Source organism: Mycobacterium simiae (genome assembly GCF_008370645.1).
GTDB classification, from domain to species: Bacteria; Actinomycetota; Actinomycetes; order Mycobacteriales; family Mycobacteriaceae; genus Mycobacterium; species Mycobacterium simiae_A.
Genome location: NZ_VTZN01000001.1, coordinates 23,123 through 49,306, shown reverse-complemented (window position 1 = coordinate 49,306; position 26,184 = coordinate 23,123). Strand labels below are relative to the sequence as shown.

General features: G+C 64.7%; 24 protein-coding genes. 15 read left to right on the top strand and 9 right to left on the bottom strand.

The window, feature by feature from the left end; translation table 11 throughout:
* Window positions 1-22 precede the first annotated feature (22 nt).
* Window positions 23-613 (bottom strand): hypothetical protein, encoded by a 591-nt coding sequence (locus F0Q45_RS00240; RefSeq protein WP_149651977.1) that lies wholly within the window; start codon window positions 611-613, stop codon window positions 23-25.
* 198 nt (window positions 614-811) lie between these two features.
* On the opposite strand from F0Q45_RS00240, the gene aceE reads away from it, so the two are divergent.
* The 8 genes from aceE (at window position 812) to F0Q45_RS00200 (ending at window position 11,552) form a co-directional block, all read left to right on the top strand.
* Window positions 812-3,604, top strand: coding sequence for a pyruvate dehydrogenase (acetyl-transferring), homodimeric type (gene aceE / locus F0Q45_RS00235; protein WP_149652059.1), 2,793 nt, complete (start codon window positions 812-814; stop codon window positions 3,602-3,604).
* A 131-nt stretch (window positions 3,605-3,735) separates the two neighbouring features.
* Complete coding sequence (locus F0Q45_RS00230; RefSeq protein WP_149651976.1) at window positions 3,736-5,046, top strand: PucR family transcriptional regulator; 1,311 nt, start codon at window positions 3,736-3,738, stop codon at window positions 5,044-5,046.
* 161 nt (window positions 5,047-5,207) lie between these two features.
* Window positions 5,208-6,116, top strand: coding sequence for an ACP S-malonyltransferase (locus tag F0Q45_RS00225; RefSeq protein WP_149651975.1), 909 nt, complete (start codon window positions 5,208-5,210; stop codon window positions 6,114-6,116).
* A gap of 70 nt (window positions 6,117-6,186) precedes the next feature.
* Complete coding sequence (gene acpM, locus F0Q45_RS00220) at window positions 6,187-6,534, top strand: meromycolate extension acyl carrier protein AcpM (RefSeq protein ID WP_149651974.1); 348 nt, start codon at window positions 6,187-6,189, stop codon at window positions 6,532-6,534.
* Complete coding sequence (gene kasA / locus F0Q45_RS00215) at window positions 6,531-7,781, top strand: 3-oxoacyl-ACP synthase KasA (protein WP_149651973.1); 1,251 nt, start codon at window positions 6,531-6,533, stop codon at window positions 7,779-7,781. The genes acpM and kasA overlap by 4 nt, the downstream gene beginning before the upstream one ends.
* Window positions 7,782-7,824: 43 nt before the next feature.
* A complete protein-coding gene (gene kasB / locus F0Q45_RS00210) occupies window positions 7,825-9,084 on the top strand; it encodes a 3-oxoacyl-ACP synthase KasB (protein WP_149651972.1) in 1,260 nt (419 codons plus the stop codon).
* 34 nt (window positions 9,085-9,118) lie between these two features.
* Complete coding sequence (locus tag F0Q45_RS00205; protein ID WP_149651971.1) at window positions 9,119-10,540, top strand: acyl-CoA carboxylase subunit beta; 1,422 nt, start codon at window positions 9,119-9,121, stop codon at window positions 10,538-10,540.
* A gap of 124 nt (window positions 10,541-10,664) precedes the next feature.
* Window positions 10,665-11,552 (top strand): hypothetical protein, encoded by an 888-nt coding sequence (locus F0Q45_RS00200; protein WP_188112726.1) that lies wholly within the window; start codon window positions 10,665-10,667, stop codon window positions 11,550-11,552.
* 69 nt (window positions 11,553-11,621) lie between these two features.
* Here the strand turns inward: F0Q45_RS00200 and F0Q45_RS00195 are convergent, their stop codons facing one another.
* Window positions 11,622-13,172: a glycerol-3-phosphate dehydrogenase/oxidase gene (locus F0Q45_RS00195; RefSeq protein ID WP_149651970.1), complete on the bottom strand. Its 1,551-nt coding sequence runs from the start codon at window positions 13,170-13,172 to the stop codon at window positions 11,622-11,624.
* Entirely contained in the window at window positions 13,172-13,741 is a 570-nt protein-coding gene (locus tag F0Q45_RS00190) for a TetR/AcrR family transcriptional regulator (protein ID WP_149651969.1), read from the bottom strand. Before F0Q45_RS00190 ends, F0Q45_RS00195 begins: the two co-directional genes overlap by 1 nt.
* A 47-nt stretch (window positions 13,742-13,788) precedes the next feature.
* Here F0Q45_RS00190 and F0Q45_RS00185 point away from each other — a divergent pair, with 47 nt between their 5' ends.
* Genes F0Q45_RS00185 through F0Q45_RS27435 form a run of 3 tightly spaced genes read left to right on the top strand, consistent with a single transcriptional unit; the run spans window position 13,789 to window position 16,539 of the window.
* Window positions 13,789-15,369, top strand: coding sequence for an FAD-binding oxidoreductase (locus F0Q45_RS00185; RefSeq protein ID WP_149652057.1), 1,581 nt, complete (start codon window positions 13,789-13,791; stop codon window positions 15,367-15,369).
* Window positions 15,366-16,316 carry a diacylglycerol kinase gene (locus tag F0Q45_RS00180; RefSeq protein ID WP_149651968.1) on the top strand — a complete coding sequence of 317 codons (951 nt, stop codon included), beginning with the start codon at window positions 15,366-15,368 and terminating at the stop codon, window positions 16,314-16,316. Before F0Q45_RS00185 ends, F0Q45_RS00180 begins: the two co-directional genes overlap by 4 nt.
* 55 nt (window positions 16,317-16,371) lie before the next feature.
* Entirely contained in the window at window positions 16,372-16,539 is a 168-nt protein-coding gene (locus F0Q45_RS27435) for a hypothetical protein (RefSeq protein WP_188112725.1), read from the top strand.
* Window positions 16,540-16,667: 128 nt separating this feature from the next.
* Here F0Q45_RS27435 and F0Q45_RS00175 read toward each other — a convergent pair whose 3' ends face one another.
* The 4 genes from F0Q45_RS00175 to F0Q45_RS00160 form a co-directional block, all read right to left on the bottom strand.
* Window positions 16,668-17,012: a hypothetical protein gene (locus F0Q45_RS00175; protein ID WP_149651967.1), complete on the bottom strand. Its 345-nt coding sequence runs from the start codon at window positions 17,010-17,012 to the stop codon at window positions 16,668-16,670.
* Window positions 17,013-18,054: 1,042 nt separating this feature from the next.
* Window positions 18,055-18,567, bottom strand: a complete 513-nt coding sequence (locus F0Q45_RS00170; protein WP_149651966.1) for a DUF3145 domain-containing protein — start codon at window positions 18,565-18,567, stop codon at window positions 18,055-18,057.
* A gap of 144 nt (window positions 18,568-18,711) precedes the next feature.
* Window positions 18,712-19,530 carry a serine hydrolase domain-containing protein gene (locus F0Q45_RS00165; protein WP_149652056.1) on the bottom strand — a complete coding sequence of 273 codons (819 nt, stop codon included), beginning with the start codon at window positions 19,528-19,530 and terminating at the stop codon, window positions 18,712-18,714.
* Window positions 19,531-19,544: 14 nt separating this feature from the next.
* A complete protein-coding gene (locus F0Q45_RS00160; RefSeq protein WP_149652055.1) occupies window positions 19,545-20,606 on the bottom strand; it encodes a class I SAM-dependent methyltransferase in 1,062 nt (353 codons plus the stop codon).
* Between the two features lie 115 nt (window positions 20,607-20,721).
* Between F0Q45_RS00160 and F0Q45_RS00155 the strand changes: the two genes are divergently transcribed.
* Both F0Q45_RS00155 and F0Q45_RS00150 read left to right on the top strand, forming a co-directional pair.
* Entirely contained in the window at window positions 20,722-21,807 is a 1,086-nt protein-coding gene (locus F0Q45_RS00155) for an S-(hydroxymethyl)mycothiol dehydrogenase (RefSeq protein WP_149651965.1), read from the top strand.
* Entirely contained in the window at window positions 21,801-22,433 is a 633-nt protein-coding gene (locus F0Q45_RS00150) for an MBL fold metallo-hydrolase (protein ID WP_149651964.1), read from the top strand. The genes F0Q45_RS00155 and F0Q45_RS00150 overlap by 7 nt, the downstream gene beginning before the upstream one ends.
* A 93-nt stretch (window positions 22,434-22,526) precedes the next feature.
* On the opposite strand, the gene F0Q45_RS00145 is transcribed toward F0Q45_RS00150, so the two are convergent.
* Both F0Q45_RS00145 and lnt read right to left on the bottom strand, forming a co-directional pair.
* Window positions 22,527-23,219, bottom strand: a complete 693-nt coding sequence (locus F0Q45_RS00145) for an SHOCT domain-containing protein (protein ID WP_149651963.1) — start codon at window positions 23,217-23,219, stop codon at window positions 22,527-22,529.
* Complete coding sequence (gene lnt, locus F0Q45_RS00140) at window positions 23,216-24,712, bottom strand: apolipoprotein N-acyltransferase (protein ID WP_373424887.1); 1,497 nt, start codon at window positions 24,710-24,712, stop codon at window positions 23,216-23,218. The genes F0Q45_RS00145 and lnt overlap by 4 nt, the downstream gene beginning before the upstream one ends.
* 75 nt (window positions 24,713-24,787) lie before the next feature.
* Between lnt and F0Q45_RS00135 the strand changes: the two genes are divergently transcribed.
* Complete coding sequence (locus F0Q45_RS00135) at window positions 24,788-25,741, top strand: SDR family oxidoreductase (protein WP_149651961.1); 954 nt, start codon at window positions 24,788-24,790, stop codon at window positions 25,739-25,741.
* A gap of 61 nt (window positions 25,742-25,802) precedes the next feature.
* Complete coding sequence (locus F0Q45_RS27430; RefSeq protein WP_188112724.1) at window positions 25,803-26,075, top strand: hypothetical protein; 273 nt, start codon at window positions 25,803-25,805, stop codon at window positions 26,073-26,075.
* Window positions 26,076-26,184 lie beyond the last annotated feature (109 nt).

Below are 26,184 nucleotides of genomic sequence, written 5' to 3'. Positions count from 1 at the left end.
CCATCGCGGCAATGAGGCCGCCTCAAAAGGCGGCCATACACAGTTTCAACGCCTTGGTCTTGGTGTCATTGAGTTGGTCGACGCGCCTGTTGAACTCACCGGTCGGCGCATGCGTGCCAATAGCGGTCGCCACCGACTGCGCCGCGTCGGCATAGGAGTTGAGCGCATCCCGCATCTGCGCCGACAAGGCGTCAGTGAAACTGCCGCTAACAGCCGAGGCGCTGTTGTTGAGGGCTTCGATGGCCGGCCCCTCGGTCGGGCCGGTGTTGCGGCCGGCATTGAAGGCAGCAACAAAGGCGTTCACTTTATCGATAGCGTCTCGGCTTGTGGTGGCAAGCGCATCGCAGGAGGTGCGAATGGCTTTGGTTGTCAGCGACTGCTGCCGTTGCGACTCGCGGATACTGGACGTGGCCGATGAGGCCGACAGCGACAGCGACACCGACGACCGGTAGGCCGGCGCCACCTTCGTGTCGGGGGTGGCGGTACCTTCGGTGACGCTGGTACATCCCAAGATTCCCATCAGCAGCACCGCGATACACCCGAGCGCCTGGGCACCTCGCCTGGGGAATCTCCCCAGGTGCCAGCGAGGGACGGCACGCCATCCGATGAGCACGGCTAGTGACGTTACCGGGTCGCGCCGTCAGCTGTCGGCGACGCACCCCACTTGAGTTCGCGCGAACGCACCAGCTCCAAAGACCCTGCACAACGAGCGGATGGCGGCTATCGGCGCGCGAGGCTGGTGCGGCACGATGGGGGTACCGGGCACCCCAGCATCGTGAGCAGAAAGCCCGCCGACTACAGGAGTAGTGCGTTGACCACCGAGTTCGCCCGCCACGATTTGGCCAAAACCCCAAGCAGCGCAAGCGAACCCGACCGGGTTCGGGTCATCCGCGAAGGCGTGGCGTCTTATTTGCCCGATATCGACCCCGAGGAAACGTCGGAGTGGCTGGAGTCCTTCGACGCGATGCTGGAGCACTCTGGGCCGTCGCGAGCGCGCTACTTGCTGCTGCGGCTCCTGGAACGGGCCGGCGAACAACGGGTCGCCATCCCGGCACTGACGTCGACCGATTACGTCAACACCATCCCCACCGAACTGGAACCATGGTTCCCCGGCGACGAAGAGGTCGAACGTCGCTACCGGACCTGGATCCGATGGAACGCAGCCATCATGGTGCACCGCGCGCAGCGACCGGGCGTGGGTGTCGGTGGCCATATTTCGACCTACGCGTCGTCTGCGGCACTCTACGAAGTCGGGTTCAACCACTTCTTTCGCGGCAAATCGCATCCCGGCGGCGGGGACCAAATATTCATCCAGGGGCACGCCTCTCCCGGGATTTACGCGCGGGCGTATCTGGAAGGCAGGTTGACCGCCGACCGGCTGGACGGCTTCCGCCAGGAGCACAGCCATCACGGCGGCGGCTTGCCCTCCTACCCGCATCCGCGGCTGATGCCCGACTTCTGGGAATTCCCCACGGTATCGATGGGCCTTGGCCCGCTCAACGCCATCTATCAGGCGCGGTTCAACCACTATCTGCAGGACCGGGGCATCAAGGACACCTCCGATCAACATGTGTGGTGCTTTTTGGGCGATGGCGAGATGGACGAACCGGAAAGCCGCGGGCTGGCGCACATCGGGGCGCTGGAGGGCCTGGACAACCTCACCTTCGTGATCAACGCCAACCTGCAGCGCCTGGACGGCCCGGTGCGTGGCAACGGCAAGATCATCCAGGAGCTGGAGTCGTTCTTCCGCGGGGCCGGCTGGAACGTCATCAAGGTGGTGTGGGGCCGCGAATGGGACGCCCTGCTGCACGCCGACCGCGACGGCGCCCTGGTGAACCTGATGAACACGACCCCCGACGGGGACTACCAGACCTACAAGGCCAACGACGGCGCCTACGTGCGCGACCACTTCTTCGGCCGCGACCCCCGCACCAAGGCGCTGGTGGCCAACATGAGCGACTCCGAGATCTGGAACCTCAAGCGTGGCGGCCACGACTACCGCAAGGTCTACGCCGCTTACCATGCCGCCATCGCACACAAGGGTCAGCCGACGGTGATCCTGGCCAAGACCATCAAGGGCTACTCGCTGGGTGCACATTTCCAGGGCCGAAACGCTACTCACCAGATGAAAAAGCTTGCCCTAGAAGACCTTAAGTACTTCCGGGATGCCATGCGGATTCCGGTCAGCGATGCTCTGCTCGAGCAAGACCCCTACCTGCCGCCGTACTACCACCCCGGCTCGGACGCCCCGGAAATCCGGTACATGCTCGACCGGCGTCGCACCCTGGGAGGCTTTGTGCCTGAGCGTCGGACCAAGTCCACGGCGCTGAAGCTTCCCGGCCGGGATATCTATGCCGCCCTGCGGAAGGGATCAGGAAACCAGGAAGTCGCCACCACCATGGCGCTGGTGCGTACATTCAAAGAGCTGTTACGCGACAAGCAGATTGGTCCCCGGATCGTCCCCATCATTCCTGACGAAGCCCGCACTTTCGGGATGGACTCGTGGTTCCCGTCGTTGAAGATCTACAACCGCCTGGGTCAGCTGTACAAGTCGGTTGATGCCGAGCTGATGCTGGCCTATAAGGAGAGTGAAACCGGGCATATTCTGCACGAGGGCATTAACGAAGCCGGATCGGTGGGCTCGTTCATCGCGGCCGGCACGTCGTATGCGACGCACGACGTCCCGATGATCCCGATCTACATCTTCTATTCGATGTTCGGATTCCAGCGCACCGGTGACGGCCTGTGGGCCGCTGCCGACCAGCTGACACGGGGCTTCCTGCTTGGTGCTACGGCCGGTCGCACCACGCTGACGGGCGAAGGTTTGCAACACGCTGACGGGCACTCGCTGCTGCTGGCAGCGACCAATCCCGCGGTGATCTCCTATGACCCTGCCTTCGCCTACGAAATCGCCTACATCGTGGAAAGCGGCCTACAGCGGATGTTCGGGGAAAACCCAGAGAACGTGTTCTTCTACATCACCGTCTACAACGAGCCTTACCCGCAGCCACCCGAACCGGAGAACTTCGATCCCGAGGGCCTACTACGGGGTATCTATCGATACCGAGCGGCGACCGAGCCACGGTCCAGCAAGGCGCAGATCCTGGCTTCCGGAGTGTCGATGCCCGACGCGCTGAAGGCAGCCGAGATGCTGGCCGCCGAGTGGGATGTAGCCGCCGACGTGTGGTCGGTGACCAGCTGGAGCGGACTGAACCGCGATGGGGTGTCTGTGGAGAAAAAGCGGCTGCGCCACCCTGAACAGCCGGCGCAGCGCGCCTATGTGACGAAGGTGCTGGACGAGACCAGCGGCCCGGTGGTGGCCGTATCGGATTGGATGCGTGCGGTCCCCGAACAGATCCGGCCTTGGGTGCCCGGCACCTATGTCACCCTGGGCACCGACGGGTTCGGCTTCTCCGACACCCGGCCCGCCGCGCGGCGCTACTTCAACACCGACGCCGAGTCTCAGGTGGTCGCGGTGTTGGAGGCGCTAGCCCGCGACGGTGAGATCGACCCGGCGGTGGCTGTCTCCGCGGCCCGTCAGTACCGGATTGATGACGTGCAGGCCGCTCCGGGGCAGGCAGCTGATGCCGGCACCGCGACGTAGCGCGCGCCAGCGGGCCGAACGTGAGGCTAGCTTCACGTTCGCCGCAGTGGGTGAAGCCAGCTTCACGTTCGCTGCCCGGCGCCACACCGAGTTTGGCGGAATCTTCTAGAAAACAGGCGTAGCTTTTAGGGGTGAACGACAATCAGTTCTCGCCGCTTGGGCGACTCGCAGCTGCTAGGTCGCCACTCGAACTACTGGACACGGTGCCCGATTCACTGCTGCGGCGGTTGAAGCAGTACTCGGGCCGGTTAGCTACCGAGGCGGTCTCGGCGATGCAGGAGCGGCTGCCGTTCTTCGCCGACCTGGAGGCGTCCCAGCGCGCCAGTGTGGCGCTGGTGGTGCAGACCGCGGTGGTGAACTTTGTCGAGTGGATGCAGGACCCGCACAGCGATGTCAGCTACACCGCCCAGGCATTCGAATTGGTGCCTCAGGACCTGACCCGACGCATCGCGTTGCGCCACACCGTCGACATGGTGCGCGTCACCATGGAGTTCTTCGAGGAGGTGGTGCCGCTGCTGGCCCGTTCGCAAGAGCAGCTGACTGCGCTTACCGTGGGCATCTTGAAATACAGCCGGGACTTGGCCTTTACGGCCGCCTCGGCTTACGCCGACGCCGCCGAAGCGCGCGGTACCTGGGACAGTCGGATGGAGGCCAGCGTGGTCGACGCGGTGGTCCGCGGCGATACCGGGCCGGAGCTGCTGTCCCGGGCGGCAGCATTGAACTGGGACACGACCGCGCCGGCAACAGTCGTCGTGGGAACTCCGGCACCAGGACGCGGCGGTTCCGACGGCAGCGAGCGAGCCAGCCAGGAGGTCCGCGATGCCGCCGCCCGGCACGGTCGAGCAGCGCTGACCGACGTGCACGGCACCTGGCTGGTGGCGATCGTGTCCGGCCACTTGTCCCCGACCGATAAGTTTTTGAAGGATCTGCTGGAAGCCTTTTCCGACGGCCCGGTGGTGATCGGGCCGACTGCGCCCATGCTCACGGCGGCCTATCACAGTGCCAGCGAAGCGATTTCGGGCATGAATGCGGTTGCTGGCTGGCGCGGAGCGCCCCGCCCGGTCCTGGCCCGAGAGTTGCTGCCCGAACGCGCCCTCATGGGCGATGCGTCGGCGATTGTGGCGTTGCATACCGACGTGATGCGCCCCCTAGCCGATGCTGGCCCGACTCTCACCGAGACGCTGGACGCGTATCTGGATTGTGGCGGCGCGATTGAGGCCTGCGCCAGGAAGTTGTTCGTTCATCCAAACACCATTCGGTACCGGCTCAAGCGGATCACCGACTTCACCGGGCGTGATCCCACCCAGCCGCGCGATGCCTACGTCCTGCGGGTGGCCGCGACGGTCGGGCAACTGAACTATCCGGCGCCCCATTCCGCTGTCGGTAACAGCGCGATGGCGGTGGTTCCGCTCCCGGTCAGAAGGGGTACACAACGAGTGTGACCGCCCGTTTGGAGTACACAGTGATCTACCGCACAGATCTCGGGACGATCTCAAACACGTAGCTTACGAGGCTAATTTGTAGGGTATGCACAAAAACCTAAGACGAGGTTCATAATCTGTTACACCGCGCAAATGCGTTTCCACAGTGTTCTCTTAGACACGTGATTGCGTTTCTTGCGCCCGGACAGGGCTCCCAGACCGAGGGAATGCTCTCGCCGTGGTTAGAACTGCCCGGCGCGGCGGACCGGATTGCCTCGTGGTCGCAGGCCAGTGGCCTGGACCTGGCCCGTCTGGGCACCACCGCGTCTCTTGACGAGATCACCGACACCGCGGTCGCTCAACCGTTGATCGTTGCGGCCACCCTGTTGGCTCACCAGGAGCTGACGCAGAGGGGTCTGCTGGTGGGCAAAGACATCATCGTGGCTGGTCACTCGGTCGGTGAGATCGCAGCCTACGCGATGGCCGGCGTGATGGCCGCCGACGCTGCCATCGCGCTGGCCGCCACCCGGGGCGCCGAGATGGCCAAGGCCTGCGCTACCGAGCCGACGGGCATGTCCGCGGTACTCGGTGGCGACGAGGCCGAGGTGTTGAGTCGCCTCGACCAGCTCGACCTGATCCCCGCGAACCGCAACGCCGCTGGCCAGATTGTCGCCGCCGGTCGGCTGACCGCATTGGAAAAGCTCGCCGAGGACCCACCGGCCAAAGCCCGCATCCGCGCGCTGGGCGTCGCCGGGGCGTTCCACACCCACTTCATGGCCTCGGCCCTGGCGGGGTACGCCGCCGCGGCTTCGGGCATCGCGACTGCTGAGCCCACCGCCATGCTGTTGTCCAACCACGACGGAAAGCCCGTCGCTTCCGCGGCCGCGGCCATGGAGACCCTGGTCTCCCAACTCACCCAGCCCGTGCGCTGGGATCTGTGCACCGCAACATTGCGTGAGCACAACGTCACGGCGATCGTGGAGTTTCCCCCCGCGGGCGCGCTCGCCGGTATCGCCAAACGAGAACTTCGGGGGGTTCCGACGCGCGCCGTCAAGTCACCCGCAGATCTGGACGAATTAGCAAACCTTTAACGGATTCGTCTAGAGCCAATATGCACATCAGTTCGATTGATACACAACATATTACGAAGGGAAGCTAGCTGTGGCCGTCAGTCAGGAAGAAATCATCGCCGGTATCGCCGAGATCATCGAAGAGGTCACCGGTATCGAGCCGTCCGAGGTCACCCCGGAGAAGTCGTTCGTCGACGACCTGGACATCGACTCGCTGTCGATGGTGGAGATCGCCGTGCAGACTGAGGACAAGTACGGCGTGAAGATCCCCGACGAGGACCTCGCCGGCCTGCGCACCGTCGGTGACGTCGTGGCCTACATCCAGAAGCTCGAAGAAGAGAACCCCGAGGCGGCCGAGGCGCTGCGAGCCAAGCTCGAGTCGGAGAACCCCGAGGCTGTTGCCAACGTCAAGGCGAGGCTGGAAGCGGACAGCAAGTGACCAAGCCTTCCACTGCTAATGGCGGTTACCCCAGCGTTGTGGTAACCGCCGTCACAGCGACGACGTCGGTCTCGCCGGACATCGAGAGCACGTGGAAGGGTCTGTTGGCCGGCGAGAGCGGCATCCGTGTCCTTGAAGACGAATTCGTCACCAAGTGGGACTTACCGGTCAAGATCGGCGGCCATCTCAAGGACCCGGTTGACAACCACATGGGCCGGCTCGACATGCGGCGCATGTCGTACGTCCAGCGGATGGCCAAGTTGCTCAGCGGACACCTCTGGGAGTCCGCTGGCAGCCCGGAAGTCGATCCGGACCGGTTCACCGTCGTGGTGGGCACCGGCCTCGGTGGTGCTGAGCGGATCGTCGAGAGTTACGACCTGATGAACGAGGGCGGGCCCCGTAAGGTGTCCCCGCTCGCCGTTCAGATGATCATGCCCAACGGCGCCGCGGCCGTCGTGGGTCTGCAGCTTGGCGCCCGCGCCGGCGTGATGACCCCGGTGTCTGCCTGTTCGTCGGGTTCGGAGGCCATCGCGCATGCGTGGCGTCAGATCGTCATGGGTGACGCTGACGTCGCCGTCTGCGGCGGCGTCGAGGGTCCGATCGAGGCGCTGCCCATCGCGGCATTTTCGATGATGCGGGCCATGTCTACCCGCAACGACGAACCTGAACGCGCGTCGCGGCCATTCGACAAAGACCGCGACGGATTCGTGTTCGGCGAGGCCGGAGCCCTGATGTTGCTCGAAACCGAGGAGCACGCCAAAGCCCGCGGCGCCAAGCCGTTGGCTCGGTTGATGGGTGCCGGTATCACCTCGGACGCCTTCCACATGGTGGCGCCCGCGGCGGACGGCGTGCGTGCGGGGCGGGCGATGACGCGGTCGCTGGAACTGGCGGGCTTGTCCCCCAAGGACATCGACCACATCAACGCGCACGGAACGGCGACACCGATCGGCGACGCCGCGGAAGCCAACGCCATCCGGGTGGCCGGTTGCGAGCATGCTGCGGTATACGCGCCGAAGTCGGCGCTTGGCCACTCCATCGGCGCGGTCGGGGCCCTCGAATCTGTGCTGACGGTGCTGACGTTACGGGACGGCGTTATCCCGCCCACACTGAACTACCAAACCCCTGACCCCGAGATCGACCTTGATGTTGTTGCGGGTGAACCTCGCTACGGTGAGTTCCGCTATGCAGTCAACAACTCGTTCGGGTTCGGCGGCCACAACGTGGCGCTCGCCTTCGGGCGCTACTGAGCACGGCGTCCGGACAGATACGGAAGGAACGTTCGCAAGACTCATGACAGAGCTGGTTACCGGGAAGGCGCTCCCGAATGTGGTCGTCACCGGCGTCGCCATGACGACGGCACTGGCAACTGACGCCGAGACCACCTGGAAGTTGTTGCTGGACAGCCAAAGTGGCATCCGCACCCTCGATGACCCGTTCGTCGAGGAGTTCGACCTGCCGGTCCGCATAGGCGGGCATCTGCTGGAGGAATTCGACAGCCAACTGACACGCGTCGAGCTCCGTCGAACGGCATACCTGCAGAGAATGTCCACCGTTATGGGCCGGCGGGTATGGGAGAACGCCGGATCGCCGGAGGTCGACACCAACCGGTTGGCGGTGTCCATTGGCACCGGGCTGGGCTCGGCCGAAGAGCTGGTATTCGGGTACGACGAAATGCGCGCTCGCGGTTTCAGGGCGATCTCCCCACTGGCGGTGCAGAAGTACATGCCCAACGGTGCCGCCGCTGCCGTCGGGCTGGAGCGCCACGCCAAGGCCGGGGTGATGACGCCGGTATCAGCGTGTGCGTCCGGTTCGGAGGGCATCGCCCGTGCGTGGCAGCAGATCGTGCTCGGTGATGCCGACATCGCGATCTGCGGTGGCGTGGAAACACGGATCGAGGCGGTGCCTATCGCCGGATTCGCCAATATGCGCATCGTGATGTCCACCAACAACGACGACCCAGCCGGTGCGTGTCGCCCGTTCGACAGAGATCGCGACGGCTTCGTGTTCGGCGAGGCCGCCGCTTTGATGGTGATCGAGACCGAGGAGCACGCCAAGGCTCGTGGTGCCAACATCCTGGCCCGGATCATGGGGGCCAGCATCACCTCGGACGGTTTCCACATGGTGGCGCCGGACCCCAACGGTGAGCGGGCCGGACACGCGATCACGCGGGCGGTGCAGCTGGCGGGCCTGGCTCCGGGCGATATCGGCCATGTCAACGCGCACGCGACTGGGACGTCGGTGGGTGATCTGGCCGAGGGCAAGGCCATCAACAACGCGCTGGGCCCGCACGGAGGAAACGCGGCGGTGTACGCGCCCAAGGCCGCGCTGGGCCACTCAGTGGGTGCGGTGGGCGCGGTGGAATCGATTTTGACTGTGCTCGCGTTGCGGGACCAGGTCGTTCCCCCGACACTCAATCTGGAAAACCTCGATCCAGAGATCGACCTGGACGTGGTGGCGGGCAAACCGCGGCCGGGTGATTACCAGTATGCGATCAACAACTCGTTCGGATTCGGCGGTCACAACGTAGCGATCGCTTTTGGGCGGTACTAACTCCGAATTACTTCGGAACAACAGGAGACCTGCGATGACGATCATGGCCCCCGAGGCGGTTGGCGAGTCGCTCGACCCCCGCGATCCGTTGCTGCGGTTGAGCAACTTCTTCGACGATGGCAGCGTCGAGCTGCTGCACGAGCGTGACCGCTCTGGCGTACTGGCCGCCGCGGGCACCGTGAACGGTGTGCGCACCGTCGCGTTCTGCACCGACGGCACCGTGATGGGCGGCGCCATGGGCACCGAAGGCTGCGCGCACATCGTCAACGCCTACGACACTGCCATCGAGGAGCAGAGCCCGATTGTGGGCATCTGGCACTCCGGGGGTGCCCGGTTGGCCGAGGGCGTGCGGGCACTGCACGCGGTTGGCACGGTGTTCGAGGCCATGATCCGCGCGTCGGGCTACATTCCGCAGGTCTCGGTGGTGGTCGGTTTCGCCGCCGGCGGCGCGGCCTACGGTCCGGCGTTGACCGATGTCATCGTGATGGCTCCGGAGAGCCGGGTGTTCGTCACCGGACCGGACGTGGTGCGCAGCGTCACCGGCGAGGACGTGGACATGGCCTCACTCGGCGGCCCAGAGACCCACCACAAGAAGTCCGGGGTGTGCCACATCGTCGCCGACGACGAGCTCGACGCCTACGAGCGAGGCCGCCGGCTGGTTGGGTTGTTCTGCCAGCAGGGACATTTCGACCGGACCAAGGCGGAGGCCGGCGACACCGACATCCACGCGCTGCTGCCCGAATCTCCTCGCCGGGCCTACGATGTGCATCCGATTGTGGCCGCCATTCTCGACAGCGAAACGCCGTTCGACGAATTGCAAGCCAATTGGGCGCCGTCGATGGTGGTCGGGCTGGGCAGGCTCTCCGGCCGCACGGTCGGTGTGCTCGCCAACAACCCGCTGCGGTTAGGCGGTTGTCTGAACTCTGAAAGTGCCGAGAAGGCCGCGCGTTTTGTGCGGCTCTGCGATGCGTTCGGGATTCCGCTGGTGGTGGTGGTCGATGTGCCCGGCTATCTGCCGGGTGTTGACCAGGAGTGGGGCGGCGTGGTGCGTCGCGGCGCCAAGCTGCTGCACGCGTTCGGCGAGTGTACCGTTCCGCGGGTCACCCTGGTCACCCGGAAGACTTACGGCGGGGCCTACATTGCGATGAACTCCCGGTCGCTGAATGCCACCAAGGTGTTCGCCTGGCCGGACGCGGAGGTCGCGGTGATGGGCGCCAAAGCGGCCGTCGGTATTCTGCACAAGAAGAAGCTGGCCGCCGCGCCAGAGCACGAACGCGAAGCGCTGCACGACGAGTTGGCTGCCGAGCACGAGCGGATTGCCGGCGGCGTGGACAGCGCCATCGACATCGGTGTGGTCGACGAGAAGATCGACCCGGCGCACACCCGCAGCAAGCTCACCGAAGCGCTGGCTCAGGCGCCCGCCCGCCGCGGCCGCCACAAGAACATCCCGCTGTAGTTCTGACCGCGAGCAGACGCAGACTCGCACGCGCGGGCCCCGCGGCGTGCGAGTCTGCGTCTGCTCGCGGCGGTTATCCCCAGCGTGACTGGCTGAGGCCATCTCCTCCTCGCATGCTGGCCCGGTGCACCTTGGAGCGCTAGCGCTGTTAGACAAGGCGGGCGGGTTCGCCACCACCGCGCAATTGCTGACCGTCATGACCCGACAACAACTCGACGTGCAAGTCAGAACTGGCGGCCTCGTTCGGGTGTGGTACGGGGTCTACTCAGGGCAACAACCAGATCTGCTAGGCCGCTTGGCAGCTCTCGACGTTTTCATGGGTCGGCAAGCTGTTGCGTGTATGGGGACCGCCGCCACGTTGTACGGGTTCGACACGGAGAACACCGCTGCCATTCACGTGCTCGATCCTGGCGTACGGATCCGGCCCACGGTTGGCCTGATGATTCACCAACGCACCGGCGCCCGTCTCCAACGGGTGTCAGGTCGTCTGGCAACTGCCCCGGCATGGACTGCCGTCGAGGTCGCCAGGCAGCTACGCCGTCCACGAGCACTGGCGACCCTCGACACTGCATTGCGCTCAACACTGTGCACGCGCGCTGACATCGACGGCGCGATAGCCGAGCAGCGCGGACGTCGCGGTATCGTCGCCGTGCGCGAACTATGGCCGCACGCTGACGGACGCGCGGAGTCCGCGATGGAAAGCGAGGCTCGGCTCGTCATGATTGACCACGGGTTGCCGCTTCCGGAGCTTCAATATCCGATTTACGGTCGCGATGGCGAATTGTGGCGAGTCGATTTCGCTTGGCCTGACCGGCGTTTGGCAGCCGAGTACGAAAGCATCGACTGGCATGCCGGGCGCCATGAGATGCTGCGCGACAAAACCCGGTGGGGCAAGATCCAAGAACTTGGGTGGACGATTGTCCCGATAGTCGTCAACGACGTGAGACGGGAACCCGAGCGCCTAGCCCAGCGAATCGCCTACCACCTAGACCGCCTTCGCGCGGCTGGCTAACGCTGGCGAGCAGACACAGAATCGCCCATTTTCGGGACGAAATGGGCGATTCTGTGTCTGCTCGCGGTGTTAATTCACCCCCGGCAGGAACTCTTCAGCGACCGCGATTACCCGCTCACGATCGCGCGGCACTAGGCCAATGCGGGTCCGGCGATCGAGGATGTCATCGACGTCCAGCGCGCCCTCATGGGTCACCGCGTATTCGAACTCCGCCCGAAGCACATCGATGCCCGCGGCGACCAAGTCCATCGGCCGCTCACAAGCGGCGGTGGTGAGAACGTTGGCGGCTTCAGCCCCGTAACGCGCAACCAAAGACTCGGGCAAACCGGTGGCCGGTTGCCTCGGAAGCCCAGCAGCCGGTCCGGGGTTCGCCGGCGCACCGATCAGCGGCAGGTTGCGAGTCCGGCAATTTGCAGCGTGCAGGTGCCGCAGACTGATAGCACGATTCAGCACATCCTCTGCCATATAGCGATATTCGGTCAGCTTGCCGCCGACCACGCTGATCACGCCCGAAGGCGACTCGACAACGGCGTGGTCACGTGACACATCGGCGGTGCGACCTTCGCCGGTATCGATCAGCGGCCGCAGCCCGGCGTAGGTTCCGATCACATCGGTGGTCTGCAACTTGGCGTCCAACGCGGTGTTGACCGTGTCCAGAAGAAACATGATTTCTTCCGCAGATGCTTCCGGCACATCGGGAATCGCGCCAGGTGCGTCTTCGTCAGTGAGGCCGAGGTAGACGCGGCCCAGCTGCTCGGGCATCGCGAAGACGAAGCGGTTGAGCTCACCCGGGATCGGAATAGTCAGCGCCGCAGTTGGATTGCCGAAAGCATCGGCGTCGAACACGAGATGGGTTCCGCGACTGGGCCGCAACTTCAGCGCTGGATCGATCTCCCCACCCCACACCCCTGCCGCGTTGATGACGGCACGGGCCGACACGTCGAATGACTCTCCGGTGCGCCGATCGGTCAACCGCGCCGAGCTGCCGGTCGCATCCGAGGCGCCAACGTAGGTCAGGATCCGCGCACCGTGCTGGGCCGCAGTGCGCGCGACGGCGGTGACCAACCGGGCATCGTCGATCAGTTGCCCGTCGTAGGCTAGGAAACCGCCGCCGAGATCTGCACGAGCCACAGTTGGAGCCATCTCCACGACGCGCTGCGCTGAAATTCTGCGCGACCGCGGCAGCGTCGCGGACGAGGTACCGGCCAGCAGTCGCAACGCGTCACCGGCGAGGAATCCAGTGCGCACCAACGCTCGCTTGACACCACCCATCGACGGCAGCAACGGAACCAGCTGCGGCATCGCGTGGACGAGATGAGGGGCGTTGCGCGTCATCAAGATTCCACGTTCGACCGCACTGCGACGCGCTATGCCCACATTGCCGGTGGCCAGATAACGCAGCCCGCCGTGCACCAACTTGGAGCTCCAGCGGCTGGTACCGAAGGCGAGGTCGTGCTTTTCCGCCAGCGCCACGCGCAGCCCTCGCGATGCGGCATCCAAAGCGATGCCGACGCCGGTGATGCCACCACCGATGACCAAAACATCCAATGCCGCACCGTCAGCAAGTGCCGTCAGTTCGGTGGTTCGGCGTGCGGCGTTGAGAGCGGTCGAGTTGGGCATCAGGCCAGGTATCCATTCAGTGAGTAGGTGAGTTCGTCAGCCAGCGCTTCCGAATCGAGGATGGGCTTGACGATGTCGGCAGATTGGATGGTCGACTGGGCGATCAGCAACACCATGGTCGCCAATTGACGTGGATTGCCGGGTCGGACGCTACCGGCCCGCTGCGCCACTTCCAGCCGCCCTGCCAAACCCTCGATCAGGACCTGCTGGCTGGCGCCGAGGCGCTCGGTGATGTAGACCCGTGCCCACTCCGAATGCATTACTGTCATGACTAATCGGTCACGCCGCAGCCGGTCAGCCACCGCGACGGCCTGTTTGACCAACGACTCGCGGTCGTCACCGTCTACCGGCACCTCGCGCAACACATCGGTGATATGGCGGGTCAGCAGCGCCGACATGATCGCGTTGGTGTCCGGCCAACGGCGGTATACCGTCGGGCGGCTTACGCCCGCGCGCCGCGCGATCTCAGCCAGTGTTACCCGGTCGACGCCGAAATCCAGGATGCAGCTCGCCGCTGCCGCCAGTATGCGGTCCCCGGTATTTTCGGGAGCATTACTCATTGACAGCATATGTAATACTGTAACGCATGACAGATGTTGAGGAACTCCTTCCGCCGATGAAATGGAACGCGTGGGGAGATCCCGCCGCGGCCAAGCCACTCTCTGAGGGCATCCGAGCTTTGCTAAAGCAGGTGGTGGGTCTCGGAGATAACGATCAGGCCGAGCTCGATCCAGACCAGGTAAGACTGCGTCCCTCGGCACTGTCGCAGGCTGATCACGACGCGCTGGCCGAAATAGTTGGCACGGAATACTTCCGCACCGCCGACCGTGATCGGTTGCTGCACGCCGGTGGCAAATCAACCCCAGATATGTTGCGGCGCAATAAAATCGGCCCTCAGGCTGCGCCTGATGCGGTGCTGCTGCCCGGCGCTGACGACACCGTTGCCGCGATCCTGCGGTACTGCTCCGAACACGGCATCGCGATCGTACCGTTCGGGGGCGGCACCAACGTCGTCGGCGGGCTCGACCCCGTGCGCGGCGAGTTCGGCGCGGTGATCTCACTGGATTTGCGGCGCTTTGACCAACTGCACTTTCTCGACGAGGTATCCGGCATCGCCGAATTGGGCGCCGGCGTCACCGGACCGGGGGCCGAGCGGCTGCTGGGCCAACACGGGTTTTCGCTCGGGCACTTCCCGCAGAGCTTCCAGTTCGCCACCATCGGTGGTTTCGCGGCGACGCGCTCGTCCGGGCAGGGGTCAGCGGGGTACGGCCGGTTCAACGACATGATTCTCGGACTTCGGATGATCACTCCGGTAGGGGTGCTGGATCTGGGCCGCGTCGCGGCCTCGGCGGCGGGTCCGGACCTGCGTCAGCTGGCCATCGGATCGGAAGGCACGTTCGGCATCATCACCAAGGTGCGGCTGCGAGTACACCCGATACCGGAAACCACTCGCTACGAGGCATGGTCGTTCCCTGACTTCACCACCGGTGTCACCGCCCTGCGCGCCATCAGCCAAATCGGCACTGGCCCCACCGTGGTCCGGCTCTCCGACGAGGCCGAAACTGGCGTCAACCTGGCTACCACCGAATCGATCGGGGAAAACCAAATTACCGGCGGCTGCCTGGGTCTCACCCTCTTCGAAGGCACCAAAGAACACACCGAAAGCCGGCACGCCGAAACGCGCGCGTTGCTGGAAGCCCACGGCGCTACGTCACTGGGTGAAGGACCGGCACAGGCTTGGGAGCGGGGCCGCTATGCGGCACCCTACCTGCGTGACTCGCTGCTGGCCGCCGGCGCGCTGTGCGAGACGCTGGAGACGGCTACCGACTGGTCCAACATCCCCACCCTCAAGGCCGCCGTCACCGCGGCGCTGACCACGTCACTGACGGAATCGGGCACGCCGGCACTAGTGATGTGCCACGTATCGCACGTTTACCTCACCGGCGCATCGCTGTACTTCACCGTCGTCGCCGGACAGCGTGGCAACCCGATCGAGCAGTGGCTGGCGGCCAAAAGGGCCGCGTCGGATGCCATCATGGCCCATGGTGGGACCATCACTCATCACCACGCGGTCGGCGCCGACCATCGGCCTTGGATGCGAGACGAGATCGGTGATCTGGGCGTGCAGCTGTTGCGCGCGGTCAAGGCGACGCTGGACCCGGCCGGAATTCTCAATCCCGGCAAGTTGATTCCGTGACCGCACAGAACCCACTAGCGGGGCAAGTGCGGCAGCGCGAGATCAGCAAAGTAACCGCGCTGACTAATCCCCGGTCGGGGCATGGCGCCGCGATCAAGGCCGCACAAGCCGCGATCGCCCGGCTGCACCGGCGCGGAGTGGAGGTCGTCGAAATCATCGGCGACGACGCACAAGACGCACGTCATCTCGTGGCCGCGGCACTCGAGAAGGGCACCGATGCCGTCGTCGTCACCGGCGGCGACGGCGTCATCTCCAACGCACTTCAGGTGCTGGCCGGCACCGAGATTCCGTTGGGCATCATCCCGGCGGGCACCGGCAACGACCATGCCCGCGAATTCGGAATTCCCACAAAGGATCCCGAGGCCGCCGCGGATATCGTCATAGACGGCTGGACGGAAACCATTGACCTGGGCCGAATTCGGGATCAACTGGGCGTCGAAAAGTGGTTCGGCACCGTGGCGGCCACCGGATTCGATTCCCTTGTCACCGATCGAGCCAACCGGATGACGTGGCCGCATGGGCGGCTGCGGTATTACATCGCGATGGTCGCCGAGCTGTCGCGGCTGCGAATGTTGCCGTTCCGGTTAGTGCTCGACGGAAAACAGGAAATCGACGCCGACCTCACGCTCGCGGCTTTTGGCAATACTCGCAGCTACGGCGGCGGGCTGCTGATTTGTCCCAACGCCAATCGCTACGACGGCCTGCTCGACATCACCATGGTGCGATCGGAGTCCCGGGCCAAGTTGATCCGCTTCTTCCCCACCGCGCTCAAAGGTACCCATATCGAACTGGACGAAGTGACCACCGCACGCGCCAAGACCGTCGACGTCGAGTGCCCAGGTATCAACGTGTACGCCGATGGCGATTTCGCTTGCGCCCTTCCGGCTGAGATCTCAGCGGTTGCGGCCGCGTTGCACGTCCTGCGTCCCAAGCGCGCAGCCGTGTAACGATAGGGTCGCGGAAGGCGACATCGTTTCAAACCTGCTTCACCAGGGAGGAAAGATGTCCGGACTCCGGCAGACCGCAATCGTCGTCTGCGCCGCTACGTCGTTGTGCTGTGCCGCGGCTCCACGGACGGTGGCCGAAGAGGGTGCCAGCGGAGCCTGCAAGGGCAACGTTGACCTGCCGGTATCAGCCAAGCCAGCCTTTGAACCGGAAAGTGTCATTTAGCTTTGGCGATGGTCGGCCCGGGTGGTTGCTGCCGAGTGCCAGGCTAACGGGACCCGATCCGGCTGGGACGCCTTCGGTGACCCGGTCGATAGGAGTCATGTCAGATCGCGACCACCGCAGGCGTGCGGTCAGGTTGCGGGCGCGGCAGGCTGGTCGGGCGGAATCGCGCCGTCGCAGCCGCCAGGCGGTGCCGGCCCCGGCAACGGCTCGTCACCGCTGACGCAGTCGTAGAACCATTGCGGCCCGGTCAGATAGGTTCGCACCCACTGGTGCCAGAACGAGCCGTCGGGATACTTCTCGCCGTCGCACACTGCTAGCTGTCCCCAACCCCAACGCCCACCCGGGCAGTAGCCCGTCGTCATGTCCGGCTTGTGCGGGTCCGGCGGATCAGCGCTCGCAACTCCAGCAGAAGACACCATCACCGCGGCGCAGCCCAACGCCGCAGCGCCAAGACGGGTAACCTTAAACTTCATTTCCATTTCGGTCCTTACGCTATTGAATCCATGCGATGAATTACAAGCGACGATCGGATGAGGCTCGGCGATGAAGCGTAAATAAATGAACCTTCCTGTGCAGATATGGGGTTCGGTTCGTCTTATTAAGATTCGGCCTTGACACGCCATCCGAGAAGGGCGCAACATTCATACCGCAGTTTACGGCACGCAAGGCTGGCGATGTCAAGCTGAGCGGCCCGGTGAACGAGACACACCAAACTGAAACGCCGCAACGGCACGCAGGACAGTACTGACCACGTTCAACAGCATCGTCGTTGGTACGGTGTGGTAGACCCGCCAGCACCGGGGCAGGAAATCGAGAAAGCTCAATAACTTTTCATTATTAATTTATAACGATTTTCAATTGGCATCTGGTGCACAGCATCTCTAGCGTACAAGCAAGGTATTCACCGGAGCGCTGGATAGCGCCTTAGCGTGCGAGGCTCTATTAGCCTCGCTGCTTTAATTAAGCTCAGCCACTAATTTCACGGTCGCCAAGTTCTCCGTTAGGGACAGGTCGTCGCACCTGACGCCATTGATGTAGCGCCCTGGTCGACCGGATCAACGAGGCGCTACCGGCCACGATGGCAGGGGCAAGGCTGCTGCGTATTAGCTGGGTGCACGCCGACAGCACGGTGGAACAGGCCAATCGTGGCTGCCGTCCAGCTCGGTCCTGCCGGCCACGTTGGTACCGCCGATCACAGCGACCGGTGAGCAGATTCAGGCTGCTGGCACGGCAGCGGATGGCGGGCGCAGGCAAGCCGCGCTATCGCGTCGAAACTGCGCTGACGCGCCGCGCGGGGCCGCCGAGGCGGCTAACCCCGCAGGGTCGAGAAGCACCGGCGAGCTGGTCGAGCTGCCCAAAGCGCGCGAGGCCCCGCGGCAGCCGTTACCCGCCCACGGCTGTGGCGAAGCCAACGTCCGGCCGGTCAAGATCAGCGCCCTCGCCGCGTGATTGACGGCGCCCAAACCGGACTTTCGCGCCGACCCGAAGAACACCGCTCACCATCGGCACGACCTGCTAGCCGACTCCTCGACTCAGCCAGGTCACCTCACCGGCATCGCCGCCGTCGCGATAGGCTTCCAGCGCTTCGTCCCATGCCGTACCCAGTACCGAATCCAGTTCGGCGGCAAGCATGTCAGCGCCCTGCGCCATCAGCGCCCTCAGCCGCATCTCGCCCACCATGATGTCGCCGTTGGCGCTCATCGCCCCGCTCCACAAACCCAGCTGCGGAGTGTGGCTGAACCGCTGCCCGTCAACGCCCGGGCTGGGGTCCTCGGTGACTTCGAACCGCAGCACCGACCAAGAGCGCAACGCATTGGCCAGCCGGGCGCCGGTGCCTACCGGCCCCACCCAGTTGGTGACCGCGCGCAACTGTCCGGGCATCGCCGGCTGCGGCGTCCAGACCAGGTTCGCCTTGGCTTGCAGGGTCGACGACAATGCCCACTCAACATGCGGGCACACTGCCGCGGGAGAGGCGTGAACGTAAACCACACCGCTCGTTACGTCGGCAAACTGATTCGACGCATGCATCTGTTGCTCCTTCGGTTCCACGAGGGACGTCTTCCCCAACGACCTGGTGAAACCGGCGAGCGAGATACCTGCTCTGAAACTTCTGTTGTCTTGCGTGTCTATTGTGCCTTGTGAGACCGGTGTTGCGCTAGTGTGCAGTTCCTATTAGCTGTATTCCGCTAGCACTGAATCCGAAACCGCAGGCCACAGGCCTAGAGTCCACTCGCCGAAATCCCGGTCAGTGAGGATCACCAGCGCTAGGTCCGCGTCGGGATCTGCCCAGATGAAGCCGCCTGCTTGACCGAAATGGCCGTACGTCCGCGCCGAATTGCGCGCACCCGTCCAATGCGGCGACTTGGCATCCCTGAGCTCGAAACCCAGCCCCCAGTCGTTGGGCCGTTGGACGCCGTATCCGGGCAACACACCGTCCAGCCCCGGGAACTGCACGGTGGTCGCGTCGGCGTGCATCTGCCCAGAAACAGTCGACGGGCGCAGCAGATCCCCGGCAAACAGCGCTAGATCGGCGACTGTCGAAGTGGCCCCGAACCCTGCCGCATCCGCGCCACCCGCTAACCGGGTGCTGGTCATGCCCAGCGGCTCGCACACCGCCTCGGTCAGATAGCTGCCGAACTCGATCCCGGACTCGTGCTGCACCGCCTCGGCCAGCAGGGTGAAGCCGTAATTGGAATACATCCGGCGGGTGCCGGGTCTGGCCAGCTCTTTCGCCGAGTGCATTGCCAGACCCGACGCGTGCGCCAGCAGGTGGCGGATCGTGGAGCCGGTTGGGCCGGCCGGGGTGTCGAGGTCGACAACGCCTTCTTCGATGGCGATCTGCGCGGCGCGCGCCACCAATGGCTTGGTGACCGACGCCAGCGTGTACACCTGGGCGGTGTCGCCGTGGGTGGCCAGCACACCGCCGGGCCCGACCACGGCGGCGGCAGCAGCCGGAACCGGCCAGTCGCCGAGCGCGTCGAGAGCGGCCATCGTGTTCCGGCGCGTCACTTCCGGGCGATGTAGTAGTTGTTCAACGGATCGGTGTCGATTTCGGCTACCCGCACGTCGGTAAACCCACCTTCGGCGAGCATAGCGGTGGCCAGCTGCCGACCCCAGACCGTGCCCAATCCGACACCGTCCAGCGCCAGCGACACGGTCATGCAATGCATCATCGAGGTGGTGTAGAGGTAAGTGCTGAACGGGACACCAATGTTGTCTTCGAGTCGACTCGACGCCTTGATATCGACCATCAGCAGCACACCACCAGGTCGCAGCGCGCGATTGATGCTTTCCAAAACGCGCGCCGGCTGCGCCTGGTCATGAATGGAGTCGAAGGCGGTGATGACGTCGTAGGCCTCGACTTTGCCCAGGTGCGCCAAGTCGTGCCGCGCGAAGGTGGCGTTGTCTAAGCCCAGCCGAGCCGCCTCCTCGGCACCCACCGCGACCGCAGCTTCGGAGAAGTCGATGCCGACGAAGCGGCTATTCGGGAATTCTCGGGCCATCAGGTTGACCGCATGTCCACTGCCGCAACCGAAATCGGCGACGTCGGCACCGGCCCGCAGGCGCTCCGGCAGGCCATCGACCAGGGGCAAGACCACGTCAATCAGGGTGGCGTCGAACACCTCACCGCTCATCTCCGCCATGACCGTGTGAAAGCGCGGGTACTCGCTGTAAGGCACGCCACCACCGCCGCGGAAGCAGTCGATGACCTGTTGCTCGACCTCCCCCAGCAGCGAAATGAACTGTGTGACGCGGGCGAGGTTGTCGAGTCCAGCGGCCCGCGTCAGCGCTGCCGCCCGATATGCGGGCAGCGTGTAGGTCGCCAGCTCAGGGTCGTAATCGACGACCTGCGCGGCGGTCACCCCACCCAGCCATTCCCGGACGTAGCGCTCGTTGAGACCTGCCGCATCGGCGATTTCGGCGCTGGTGGACGGCGGCAGCTCGGCCATCGTGTCCAGCAGCCCGGTCTGATGGCCGACGCTGAGCAGCAGCGCCAAGCCGGCGCTGTCGATGGCCGCCACGATCCGGTTGCCGAATTCTTCGGTGGTCTCGGTTGCCGTCATGATCAGCGACGCTACACCGGTGTCGTTGTCGCGCCGAGTCTGCATTCAGCGCGAGCCCGAGGCCGAGATGGGCGCAGCCTCAGCAAGGCGGATAAGGCCGAACAGTAGGTTGGAGGCCATGAATCAGACGGTGCGCGGAGTGATCTCACGAAAAAAGGGTGAGCCGGTCGAATTGGTGGACATCATCGTCCCGGAGCCCGGGCCCGGTGAGGCCGTCGTCGATATCAGCGCCTGCGGCGTGTGCCACACCGATCTGACCTACCGCGACGGCGGGATCAACGACAAATACCCGTTCCTGCTGGGCCACGAGGCCGCGGGCACGGTCGCAGCGGTCGGCTCAGGCGTGACCACCGTCGAGCCCGGCGACTTCGTGATCCTGAATTGGCGCGCGGTGTGCGGTCAGTGCCGGGCCTGCAAACGGGGCCGGCCGCGCTACTGCTTTGACACCTTCAACGCCGAACAGAAGATGACGCTTACCGACGGCACCGAACTCACCCCCGCATTGGGCATCGGCGCGTTCGCCGACAAGACGCTGGTGCACTCGGGCCAGTGCACCAAGGTCGATCCCGCTGCCGATCCCGCTGTAGCCGGCCTGCTGGGTTGCGGAGTGATGGCCGGCCTCGGTGCGGCAATCAACACCGGAGGTGTGACCCGCGACGACACCGTCGCGGTGATCGGCTGCGGCGGCGTGGGCGATGCCGCGATCGCCGGTGCCGCGCTGGTTGGGGCCAAGAAGATCATCGCCGTCGACACCGACGACACAAAGCTGCAGTGGGCTCGCGAGTTCGGGGCCAGCCACACCGTCAACGCCCGCGAATCCGACGTCGTGGCAACGATCCAGGACCTCACCGGCGGCTGCGGCGTCGACGTGGTGATCGACGCCGTCGGCCGACCCGAAACCTGGAGGCAGGCCTTCTATGCTCGCGACCTAGCCGGGACCGTCGTGCTAGTGGGTGTGCCCACGCCCGATATGCGGCTGGACATGCCGCTGGTGGACTTCTTCTCCCATGGCGGCGCATTGAAGTCCTCGTGGTACGGCGACTGCCTGCCCGAGCGTGACTTCCCCACCCTGGTTGACCTGTACCTGCAGGGACGCCTTCGGCTGGACAAATTCGTGTCCGAACGGATCGGGCTCGGCGACGTTGAGGAGGCATTCCGCAAGATGCACGGCGGCAAGGTATTGCGCTCGGTGGTGGTGTGGTGATTGAGCGTGTGGTCACCCACGGAACGTTCGAGCTCGACGGCGGCAGTTGGGCAGTCGACAACAACATCTGGCTGGTCGGCGATGACGCCGAGGTGGTGATTTTTGACGCCGCTCATCACGCGGCTCCGATCATCGAGGCGGTCAAGGGCCGCAAGGTGGTGGCGGTGGTGTGCACCCATGGTCACAACGACCACGTGACGGTGGCGCCCCAACTCGGCGAGGCGCTCGATGCGCCCGTGCTCCTGCATCCCGGCGACGCGGTGCTGTGGCGGATAACGCACCCGGACAAAGACTTTCGTGCCATCGACGACGGGGAGACATTACGCGTTGCCGGGACGGAGTTGCATGCGTTGCACACCCCGGGCCACTCGCCCGGATCGGTGTGCTGGTATGCCCCAGAGCTCGACCCCGGCACAGGCGTGGTGTTCAGCGGCGACACCCTATTCTCCGGCGGGCCCGGGGCGACCGGACGCTCGTTCTCCGACTTCCCAACGATTCTACGGTCGATCTCCCAACGGCTTGGGACGTTGCCGGGCCACACCGTCGTGCATACCGGCCACGGCGACAGCACCACTATCGGCGACGAGATCGTCCACTACGAAGAATGGGTCGCTCGGGGCCACTGAAGGCCGGCGGGGTGCCCTCCAACTTCCCCGAGATCGACGTTTTTCAGATCACGTCTCGCACTTTGCCTGCGGTGATCGGTGTCAGCAAGCGGGTCAGTGCCCCTGCAGAATCCGACGCTTCTCGCTTTCGAACTCACCTTCGGTCAGAGCACCCGAATCACGAAGTGCCGCAATAGTTTTAAGTCGCTCAAGCTTAACCCCTGCATCGCTGGGTTCGAAAGGCAAGGCCGGCTGCGATACCACCGTACGTGGGCGGCGGCTCAGCCACATCACCGACACAGCAAGATCGACCAGGCTGACGACAAACATCGCGACGAAGACCCAGACCAGATAGCCGTAGGAACTCTGGTGGCCGAAAGCCAGTCGTGGGTTGATGTATCCGCCGACCTGGCCCTCGGTCGTCACGGCGTAGGTGGCCTCGACGGGAACGTGAATCTTCCATACCCGGACATGCGCGTCATTGTTGACCGTCGTTGTGCTGCCGATACTTTCGATTACCTGCGGTTGTGGTACACCTTCGGGCGGGCTGATCGAGAGGCCCAGCGGGGGCACCGGCAAGCCGGTGCCATTGGTGCCGCCGATGACAATCGTGTGCAGACTGACGGTGACGTCACCGGCGGGCAAGTGGACGCTGCCCGAGCCCGGGATGGGCACCTCGCCGTACGCGTGGTACTTGTCCAGGAAGAAGGCATTGAGCACCAGGGTGGTGATGAAGCCGACGACCGACACCACCAACGTCAAGATGGCCAAGGCTAGTGAAATCTTGGCGGCCCGTCTGCTAGTCATCTTCGCAGTTTGTCACGCCAGCGCAGCGTCGCGGCACCGATCAGCACCAGCAACGCAGTCAACGGCACCCAATCCCCCAGCCGTTGGTACAGCGTGGTCGTCGAGCCCAACGGGACGCTGATCACCGTGACACCCCGGAAATCCGAGGGGCACCAAGCCAATCGGCGGCCTCGGGCGTCGAAGGCCGAACTGTCGCCGGATAACCCGGTGTGCACTGCGGGGCGGCCCGCCTCGACGGCGCGTACCGCGGGTTGCGCGGCCAATTGCGGTTGCGCCCAACTCCCTTGGAACGTCGAGGTGGAGCTTTGGTATACCAGTAGCTCGGCGCCAAGCTGTGCTTCGCGCCGAGCCAAATCCGAAAACGTCGTCTCATAGCTGATCAACGGCCCAATAGCGAGCGCACCGGAATGCAGCACCACCGGACCAGCTCCCCGCTTGCGGTCCTCGGCGGCGGCCTTGCTGTAGCGGGTGAGCCAGCCAACAAGCGGCCGCAGCGGCACATATTCGCCGAACGGCACCAGGCGGGTTTTCCGATAGCTGCCCAACACTCCGCCTTCGCCGATAAGTACCGACGACTTGAAAATGCCCCCGCCCGGCGCGGCCGCGTCGACGTTGACGAGTAGATCCGCGCCGACCCGCCGGGACAGCTCGGCCAGGCGGGCCAACACCTCGGGGTGTTCGGTGAGGTCCTGGCCTACGCTGCTTTCCCCCCACACCACCAAGTCCGGCCGCTGGCCCGCCAGAGTCGCCGTGATCGCTTCACTGGCCGCCTGACGGGCCGTCGCATCGTCGATATCGCCCGCTTGAACCAGCGCCACTCGCACCGTCGACCCGGTGCCCGGCGCGGGTGCCAGCAGGTAGCAGAGCGGTCCCAGCGCTGCGCACGCCACCGCACACCCCAGGGTGCCGAGTCGTGCGGTCCCCCGCTGCGCGACCATGACGACGATGGCGGTATTGACCGCAACCACGAGAAAGCTCGTCAGCCACACCCCGCCCAAGGATGCCGACGCCAGCGTGACGGGTTGGTTCCACTGCGACGCGCCCAACAACGCCCACGGACCGCCCAGCGATGGCCACGACCGCGCCGCTTCGGCCACTACCCACGCGCTGGGCACCATGACCAGCGCGGCTGCCGTGCGCCCGGCAGTGAGTGGCGCCGCGAGCAGCCGATGTGCGATCCACCCCCACGGCAGCCACAGGGCGCCGAGCCCAAGAGCCAACAGCACCAACATCGGACCGCTGCCGCCGGCCAGCCAGTACTGATTGATCAGCACGAATCCACCGACACCCAGGCAGGCCCGCACCGCACCGTCCCATGAGGTGGCTGCCGCCCGCACCACCAGCAGCAGCGGTACCACGCCGAACCACGCCAGCCACCACCACGATGGCCCGGGAAAAGCCAGCGCGGGTAGGGTGCCGAAAACCGACGCTGCCGTCCATCCAGGAAGACGCCGCCGGCCTGCTACCGAACGCAGGGCCATGCCGTTCAGCATGCCGTTTCTATTCCACGCCGGCGAAGGCAGGCGGACACTAAAACAGGTCGTCTCCGGAAGAAGGAAGTGATACACATGGCCGACAATCTCATCGCCACGGTGCCCGATCTGTCCGGGAATCTCGCTGTTGTCACGGGCGCCAATAGCGGACTGGGATTTGGGCTGGCGCGGCGGCTGTCGGCGGCCGGAGCTGATGTGGTGATGGCAATTCGTAACCGCGCCAAGGGCGAGGCGGCGATCCGGGAAATCCGCAGCAGGGTTCCCGACGCCAGGTTGACCATTAGGGACCTCGACCTGTCGTCACTGGCCTCGGTTGCCGCCTTAGGTGAGCAACTGAGCTCCGAGGGCCGCCCGATCGACATCCTGATCAACAATGCCGGGGTCATGACCCCACCGGAACGCGACACGACCACAGATGGCTTCGAATTACAGTTCGGCAGCAACCATCTCGGGCACTTCGCGCTAACCGCCCACGTCTTGCCGCTGTTGCGAGCAGCGAACCGCGCGCGGGTGGTGTCGCTGAGCAGCCTGGCGGCCCGCCGCGGCCGCATCCACTTCGACGACCTGCAATTCGAAAGCTCCTACGCCCCGATGGCGGCCTATGGTCAGTCGAAGTTGGCGGTGTTGATGTTCGCGCTCGAGCTGGACCGGCGCAGCCGCCAGGCCGGCTGGGGCATCATGTCCAACGCCGCGCATCCCGGATTGACCAAGACCAATCTGCAGATCAGTGGACCCTCGCACGGCCGCCAAAAGCCCGCGCTGATGCAGCGGTTGTACACGGCGTCATGGCGATTTACTCCATTCCTCTGGCAGGGAATCGACGAAGGCATGCTGCCCGCGTTGTATGCGGCTGCCACGCCGCAGGCCGAAGGCGGCGCCTTCTATGGCCCGCAAGGCTGCTATGAACTGGCCGGTGGTGGCGTAACGGAGGCCAAGGTGCCTGCCCGAGCCGGCAATCAGGCGGACTGGCAACGGCTCTGGGAGGTTTCCGAAGGCCTCACTGGTGTTGCCTACCCCGCGCCGGCCTGAGCTCCGACCCGTAGATCCAGTTTGGAGAGTTTCATCGCGACGCTGGACTGGGTAGTCCAACGTGGGGTCGGTCACACCCGGCAACGGCACAGGGGGCACCGGCATGAAGGCGCATCACGACGACGACCAACAACCCAGTAGTAACGACGGCAGGAAAGTCAACACTCCCCAAGCAGCCGAACCGAGTGCAGTCGCCAAAGAAACAGCTGCGCAGCTGATGGCCGCTGACGATTACCGACCAATGCTGGTGCTACCCGGTTCTAGCAAGACCATCACGGGCACGGCAGTCAACGATTTGGCTCGACGACGCCGGCCATCCCAAGTACGCCCATGAGCAGGATTCGCTTGCAGCACAAGCAAAGACAGCCAACGACCAGATTGAGGCAAACCAGAAAGTGGCGGATAATCGCGACAAAGACAGGCTTTCAGCCAGCAAGTCCTCA

Bases quoted from the DNA above. Each gene is read 5' to 3' on its own strand.
- kasB (WP_149651972.1), top strand. From the start codon at position 7,825: ATGACAGAGCTGGTTACCGGGAAGGCGCTCCCGAATGTGGTCGTCACC.
- F0Q45_RS00205 (WP_149651971.1), top strand. From the start codon at position 9,119: ATGACGATCATGGCCCCCGAGGCGGTTGGCGAGTCGCTCGACCCCCGC.
- F0Q45_RS00195 (WP_149651970.1), bottom strand. From the start codon at position 13,172: ATGCCCAACTCGACCGCTCTCAACGCCGCACGCCGAACCACCGAACTG.
- F0Q45_RS00190 (WP_149651969.1), bottom strand. From the start codon at position 13,741: ATGCTGTCAATGAGTAATGCTCCCGAAAATACCGGGGACCGCATACTG.
- F0Q45_RS00185 (WP_149652057.1), top strand. From the start codon at position 13,789: ATGAAATGGAACGCGTGGGGAGATCCCGCCGCGGCCAAGCCACTCTCT.
- F0Q45_RS27435 (WP_188112725.1), top strand. From the start codon at position 16,372: ATGTCCGGACTCCGGCAGACCGCAATCGTCGTCTGCGCCGCTACGTCG.
- F0Q45_RS00175 (WP_149651967.1), bottom strand. From the start codon at position 17,012: ATGAAGTTTAAGGTTACCCGTCTTGGCGCTGCGGCGTTGGGCTGCGCC.
- F0Q45_RS00170 (WP_149651966.1), bottom strand. From the start codon at position 18,567: ATGCATGCGTCGAATCAGTTTGCCGACGTAACGAGCGGTGTGGTTTAC.
- F0Q45_RS00165 (WP_149652056.1), bottom strand. From the start codon at position 19,530: ATGGCCGCTCTCGACGCGCTCGGCGACTGGCCGGTTCCGGCTGCTGCC.
- F0Q45_RS00155 (WP_149651965.1), top strand. From the start codon at position 20,722: ATGAATCAGACGGTGCGCGGAGTGATCTCACGAAAAAAGGGTGAGCCG.
- F0Q45_RS00145 (WP_149651963.1), bottom strand. From the start codon at position 23,219: ATGACTAGCAGACGGGCCGCCAAGATTTCACTAGCCTTGGCCATCTTG.
- lnt (WP_373424887.1), bottom strand. From the start codon at position 24,712: ATGCTGAACGGCATGGCCCTGCGTTCGGTAGCAGGCCGGCGGCGTCTT.
- F0Q45_RS00135 (WP_149651961.1), top strand. From the start codon at position 24,788: ATGGCCGACAATCTCATCGCCACGGTGCCCGATCTGTCCGGGAATCTC.